Source organism: Nocardioides sp., assembly GCF_031422975.1.
Taxonomy (GTDB): Bacteria; Actinomycetota; Actinomycetes; order Propionibacteriales; family Nocardioidaceae; genus Nocardioides.
This window is the reverse complement of record NZ_JANPEO010000187.1, coordinates 1-4,620: the sequence shown is the minus strand read 5'-3', so window position 1 is coordinate 4,620 and position 4,620 is coordinate 1. Positions and strand designations below refer to the sequence as shown.

Genomic DNA, 4,620 nt, shown 5'->3' with positions numbered 1-4,620 from the left:
CCCAGACCCGGCACCCGGGCCCACCGAGCAGATCGACCCCGAGCACGGCGAGCACCACGACTGACCGACCCACCAGCCCCCTTGAGGTGACGCAATCCCCAACTCCGTGGCCGGCCAGGGTCCCTTCAGCGAACCTTCATCGAAGCCTCGGAGCGATCTTGACCTCGAGCGGCGACGCTGGAGGCAGCAGGACCCGGGTAGACCGGGGCAGCGAAGGAGTCGAGAGTCATGGCCAGTCGTTGGAAGGTCAACATCACGCCTGCCGAGAGGACCGCCCGCGGCGTGATCGGAGCGCCGCCACGGCCACGTGCCGGCATCGCTGAAGGAGAAGGCGCGCACGCCGGACACCGGTGGATGATGCTCATCTGCTGCGTTCCGATGATCGCGATCGTGCTGCTGCTCATAGTCTCCGGAACCGCGGGCTCCAGCGCACTGCTATGGGCCCTGGGCTGCGTGGCGATGATGGCCGCGATGATGTTCATGATGCCCGGCGGACACAGCCACAAGTAGGCGTTCAATCGCAGCCGTCCGACTCGGCAGGATGCTCAGTTCGGCCAACTGCGCACCGGCCTGCGCATGGGCTGGCACGACTGGAGGCGCACCCCGGTGCTGTGGTTGCTGCTCGCGGTCGTCCCGACGGTCTTCATCCTCCTGTCCGACGCGATCACCCCGCACGGGCACACCCGGTCGTACTCCGCGAGGCCGGCGCCCCGGTCGCCGCCATGGTCGATCCAGCCGAGATGCACGCCGGAACGATGGCACCCATGGCCGTGGCCTCGCTGGCCGCGCTGGTCGGTCTCTTCGTCGTCCTCGACGCCCGAGCGGCGGACCGTCGCCTCGCCCTCGCCAGCCAGCGCCCAACCGTGTTGCTGGCCACCCGACTCGCCATGGTGATCACCGCCGCGGCGGTCGCCACAGCCGTCTCGGTGGCGGTCACCGTGCTCCTGCGTGGCATCGCCGGCTCCCCGGTGTCCGTCGACGGACGATCGGCGAGGGGGAGAGTGTGATGAACAGGCCACAGCATCCGCACTTCCCGGCAGACAGTGACTCCTGGGTGTCGTCAGTCCCGTCGGGATGGGGTCATCAGACCCTTCCGGGGTGATCCCCTCTGCAGCCACACTGACGACATGGTGCGGCGATTGGTTGCCGCGTGGCTTCTCGCGGTTGGTCTGCTCGGCTCCGTCGTCGTGCCTCCCGCCGCATTTGCGCACGGCGACGGTGAGACGCAAGAGGGGTATCTGCTGGTGCAGCAGGCCCTGGGCCACCTCGCGCACGACACCAGTTCCGAGGGCATCGACCTCGCCATGGAGAAGGTGGACGACGCGCTCTCGACCGAGGACCACGAAGGCGTAGACATCGCCGAGGTGAAGGACGCGATGCGCGCCCTCGAAACGGATCAGGTGCAGCGCGCCACCGCTCTCTTGGAAGGCTCCATCGAAGAGGCCCTGGCGGAGCAGCCGACCGCGACCGGATACGAGACCGGAACCACGTTGGTCTTGCCGGCTATGCCTGGCCGCACCGGGCTGAGTGATCAGGACCTGGCATTGCTGGTCAGCTCGTTAGCCATAGCCGGTCTCGGCGTGTTCCTGGCGTACCGGTTCCGGCCGCGCGACTCCGTCCGAGATCTGCGGGGCCAACTGAAGGCTGAGAGACCTTCGGCGGACGGTGACTCAACACCGACATCTGATCCCGAGAGGCATGCGTGATGGTCACCACCAGGGCCTCCGCCCACAGCGAAGGACGACTGCGCAAAGCAGTCGACGTCATCGATGAGCGACTCGGAATCCGGGCACTCGAGTACCCGGTCCCCGAGCACGCCAACAACCTGGCCTGGAGCCTGGGAGGCATCACGGCTTTCGCCTTCGGGCTGCTGATCGTCACCGGGATCCTCCTGGTGCAGTTCTACTCCCCCGTGCCCGAGGCAGCCAATCACTCGGTGCGCGACATGGTGACCGACGTCTGGGGGATGCGTCTTGTCCGGGCGCTCCACTTCTGGGCCGCGCAAGCGATGTACGTGACAGCCGCACTGCACCTGCTACGCGTCTACTTCACCGGCTCCTACAAACGGCCGCGCGAAGGCAACTGGCTGGTGGGCGTGGCGATGTTCGCGCTGGTCATCCTCGGGCTCTTCACCGGAACCGTCCTCAAGTGGGACCAGGAGGGATTCGAGGCACTCGGACACAACGTCGAGGTCGCCGATCTCCTCGGCGGTGTCGGCATCTGGTTCTCGCCCGACTTCGCCAGCCGTGTCCCGATCCTGGTCCGGCTCTACGGCGCCCACGTCGTCATCATCCCCGGCCTCATCCTCGTGCTGCTCACCCTGCACGGCCTGCTCGTCAAGAGACACCGGATCTCTCCCCACCCCGACCTGCCCACCGACACCACCGGCGACCAGGCTCCGACCGATGAGCCCACCGAGCCGTTCACCCATCACCTGCGCAGGATCGGCGCCTTCGGCCTCGCCCTCACCGGGCTCCTCGGCGTACTCGCGGTTCTGGCACCACCGGCTGTTGGACCGCCTCCGGTGGCTGGCCTGGAGATCACCAAGCCACCGTGGAACTTCTGGTGGATGTTCACCCTTGAGGACTGGATGGGTCTGTCCGGGATCCTCTACGGCGGCGGGGCGCTCTTCCTTCTGCTCGCGCTCGTGCCGTTCGTCGACCGCAACCGGAACCGGTCGTGGCGACGCCGCCGGGTGGCCATGACCTTGGGGCTGCTCGTCGTGCTCGCCCTGGCGACGTTGACGGTGCTGATGCTGTTCACGACCCCCGAGACCCACCTGGGGATGTAGACGATGCCCGACCTTCTTCGAACCGGTTCCCCGCGACGCGCTCGCCGATCATTCTGGATCCTCGTGCTGGTCGCCGTGCTCGCATCAGGGTCCCTCAGCGCGGCCTTGGCCTCGGACCCAGGGCACCTTGTCGGGCTGCGGGTCGCTGTCAGCGGAGTGGTCCTGCTCGCGTCCGTCATTCTCGCGATGCGAGCGATGGGCGCCCTCGAGCGAGCGCATCGACGAGCCAGCAACTGAACCGCCCCCGGCGAGTGCGGAGACTCCGCAAGACCCAGGGCGATTCAGTCATTGCGTCCCTCATGGCACGAGAGTTGGACGGGGTTGCGGTGACGGATGCTGCCGCCGCCGCTCCTCGTCAACTCAGGAAACTCCGCTCAGGTCGTCGAAGTAGTAAGTCCGGTCGGCCGGCATGGGAGCATAGCCGCCGTTGCCGCGACCGAAGTCGAAGAACACCGACACCTTGTTGTAGGTGTTGGCCAGGTTCAACGATGCCGTCGGCCTGGTCAGGTCGTAGCTGGTCGGGCCGTTGGGAATGTAGTGGGTTGAGGGGTCACCGAAGTCGAAGGTCAAGGTCTCCCACGACCCCGACGTCGTGGTGAATGCATCGGTCTCGCAGTTGATCCCCGGGTTGCCAGCGTTCTCGACCTTCTGGCGCACGCGGATGCCTGCAGCAGGGCTGTACACGCGCAAGGTCAGCTTGGTCTTCGTGGCCGTGAACGGGATGTTTGCCACGGAGAAGTTCGCATCGGTCGAAACAGTGGTGCCGCCCCACTGCTCAGACGTGAGGCCCTTGAACACCTGGGCCGCCTTGTTGGCCGCACCAGTTGGGTCCGCCACAACCGCACCGGCCGTGCCGTAGAGGCCAAAGTCTGTGAGCGTGTATGTCGTCGCGCTGTCATCGAACGTGACCGCGAATGGCGTTGGCGGTGGCCCGCCCTGCCCGGCGAAGGTGAAGTCCAGATCGTCGAGGTAGTAGGTCTTTCCGCTGCCGACTGTGCCGAAGTCGAAGAAGATCGACGCCTTGTTGTAAGTCGTGGCCAGGCTCAGGGCCGGGGTACCCGGCACCTGGTTCGCGAAATCAAACGTCAGGGTCTCCCAGGCGTTCGCCACCGTTGTCGTGGCCTCGGTCTCGACGGACTGGGCGCCGTTCGCCGCGTTCTCCACCTTCAGCCGAACCGGGATGCCCGCGTCAGGTGACCACACCTTCGCGGTCAGCTTTGTCTTGGTGGCCGTGAAGCCGATCGTGGCGATTGCGAAGTTGGGCAGATTCGACACCGTGGTGCCGGCCCAGATCTCCGAAGAGGGATTCCCCTTGACGACCTTCGCTACCTTGTTGGCGGCGTTGGCCGGGTCAGCGGCGATTGACGCATCCGCATTGCCGAAACTCGTCAGCACCGGAGGGGGGATCTCATCAAACGTGATCACGCCCGCCGGTGGCGGTGGGGGCGTGCCCTGCACGAAGGTGACGTCATCGAAGTAGTAGGTCTTCAGGACGGCCGAGGCCGGGTCTCGGCCGAAGTCGAAGAAGATGCTGGCCTTGTCGTAGTTGCTTGCCAGGTTCAGCGCCGCAGTGCCATTCGCCTGGTTCGCGAAGTCGAAGATCAGGGTCTCCCACCCGCCTGCCGCCGTGGTGGTGGCCTCGGTCTCGACCGACCTGGTGGGGTCGGCGTGGTCCTCGACCTTCAGGCGGACCGGAATGTTGGCGTCCGGTGACCAGACTCGGACCGACATCCTCGTGTCGTTGGCAGTGAACGGGATGCGCGAGACGAAGCCGAGCGCGGCCGCGGCCGTGACGGTGGTGCCGGCATAGGTTGCCGCCCCGGCCGCTC

At 66.4% G+C, this 4,620-nt stretch carries 5 protein-coding genes; 4 read left to right on the top strand and 1 reads right to left on the bottom strand.

The annotated features are described in order from the left end of the window. The first annotated feature begins 228 nt into the window (after positions 1–228). The 4 genes from RMO85_RS05895 (at position 229) to RMO85_RS05880 (ending at position 2,791) form a co-directional block, all read left to right on the top strand. Positions 229–510, top strand: a complete 282-nt coding sequence (locus RMO85_RS05895; RefSeq protein WP_310527356.1) for a hypothetical protein — start codon at positions 229–231, stop codon at positions 508–510. 212 nt (positions 511–722) lie between these two features. Continuing rightward, complete coding sequence (locus RMO85_RS05890) at positions 723–1,007, top strand: hypothetical protein (protein ID WP_310527353.1); 285 nt, start codon at positions 723–725, stop codon at positions 1,005–1,007. Positions 1,008–1,127: 120 nt separating this feature from the next. Then, on the top strand, positions 1,128–1,706 hold the full coding sequence (locus tag RMO85_RS05885) for a hypothetical protein (RefSeq protein ID WP_310527351.1): 579 nt from the start codon (positions 1,128–1,130) through the stop codon (positions 1,704–1,706). Then, on the top strand, positions 1,706–2,791 hold the full coding sequence (locus tag RMO85_RS05880) for a cytochrome b N-terminal domain-containing protein (RefSeq protein ID WP_310527347.1): 1,086 nt from the start codon (positions 1,706–1,708) through the stop codon (positions 2,789–2,791). Before RMO85_RS05885 ends, RMO85_RS05880 begins: the two co-directional genes overlap by 1 nt. 360 nt (positions 2,792–3,151) lie before the next feature. On the opposite strand, the gene RMO85_RS05875 is transcribed toward RMO85_RS05880, so the two are convergent. Further along, on the bottom strand, positions 3,152–4,620 hold a 1,469-nt coding region (locus RMO85_RS05875; RefSeq protein ID WP_310527342.1), incomplete at its 5' end, for a hypothetical protein.

What these genes read in the sequence shown, in the direction of transcription:
- RMO85_RS05895 (WP_310527356.1), top strand. Translation starts at nt 229, where the DNA reads ATGGCCAGTCGTTGGAAGGTCAACATCACGCCTGCCGAGAGGACCGCC.
- RMO85_RS05890 (WP_310527353.1), top strand. Translation starts at nt 723, where the DNA reads ATGGTCGATCCAGCCGAGATGCACGCCGGAACGATGGCACCCATGGCC.
- RMO85_RS05885 (WP_310527351.1), top strand. Translation starts at nt 1,128, where the DNA reads ATGGTGCGGCGATTGGTTGCCGCGTGGCTTCTCGCGGTTGGTCTGCTC.
- RMO85_RS05880 (WP_310527347.1), top strand. Translation starts at nt 1,706, where the DNA reads ATGGTCACCACCAGGGCCTCCGCCCACAGCGAAGGACGACTGCGCAAA.